This is a genomic window from Bartonella sp. MR168JLCBS (genome assembly GCF_042194175.1).
Window position 1 is genome coordinate 1 of the sequence record NZ_JBHIMP010000088.1, and the last position, 1,064, is coordinate 1,064.

The window sequence follows — 1,064 nt, forward strand, 5'->3', positions numbered from 1 at the left end:
TCAATAACAAATGCACGTATACGTTCTCCATAGTGGAAATATTCACTTGGAATTAATTCATCACGTCGTACAATAGCTTTTCCGCGTCCTATATCAACGATAACATTGCCATATTCGACACGTTTTACCGTACCGGAAATAATTTCACCAATTTTATTTTTGAATTCTTCGTATTGTTGGTCACGCTCTGCATCACGGACCTTTTGTACAATAACCTGTTTAGCAGATTGCGCTGCGATGCGTCCAAAATCCATAGGAGGTAAAAGATCAGCAAAAAAATCACCAATTTTTGCATCTGCTTGTCGTTTGAGTGCGTCAGATAAAGTGATTTCAGTTGTATAATCCTCAACGATATCGACAATTTTAAGCAGACGTTGTAATTTAATTTCACCTGTTTTTGAATTGATCTCGGCATGGATATTGGTTTCTTGACCATAACGAGAGCGCGCCGCTTTCTGGATAGCATCGGCCATTGCAGAAATGACAATTTCCCGGTCGATCGACTTTTCACGTGCAACAGCATCTGCAATTTGCAGAATTTCAAGTCTGTTAGCGCTTGTAGCCATCAATTTTCTCCTTCTTTGTGCCCCACGATGGGCATTGATCTCAGTGATATTAATTCTTGTAATTTGATAATTGTTTTGAGACGTTAGGATTATCTTCTGAAATAAATTGTTGACTTAAATCTTTATTTTTTTTCAACGCATTGCGAATAAGTTCATCGGTAAGCACCAAATGTGCATCGATGATGTTATCAAAAGGAATAGCAATATACATGGCTTCTCCGTAAGCGGCTTTATCGGTGTTTAAAGTAAGACCCTCTTGTGTGATATTTGCCAGTATCCCACGAAATTTTTTGCGCCCATCAATGGTTATTTTTGTTTCGATTTTCGCAATATGTCCTTGCCAATGAAAAAAATCAGATTTTCTAACCAATGGGCGATCAATTCCAGGAGATGAGATTTCTAAATGATATTTGCGTTCAATAACATTTTGTACATCAAGAAGGTGTGAAACAGTTCGACTAACAGTTTCGCAGTCTTCTATTGTCATGGAACCATCAG

Annotated in this window: 2 protein-coding genes; both read right to left on the minus strand. The window is 37.9% G+C overall.

The annotated features are described in order from the left end of the window. Positions 1 to 566: NusA N-terminal domain-containing protein (locus ACFIK8_RS09280; protein WP_375669254.1), on the minus strand; the 566-nt coding region annotated here is incomplete at its 3' end. Positions 567 to 615: 49 nt separating this feature from the next. Next, on the minus strand, positions 616 to 1,064 hold a 449-nt coding region (gene rimP / locus ACFIK8_RS09285; RefSeq protein ID WP_375669255.1), incomplete at its 5' end, for a ribosome maturation factor RimP.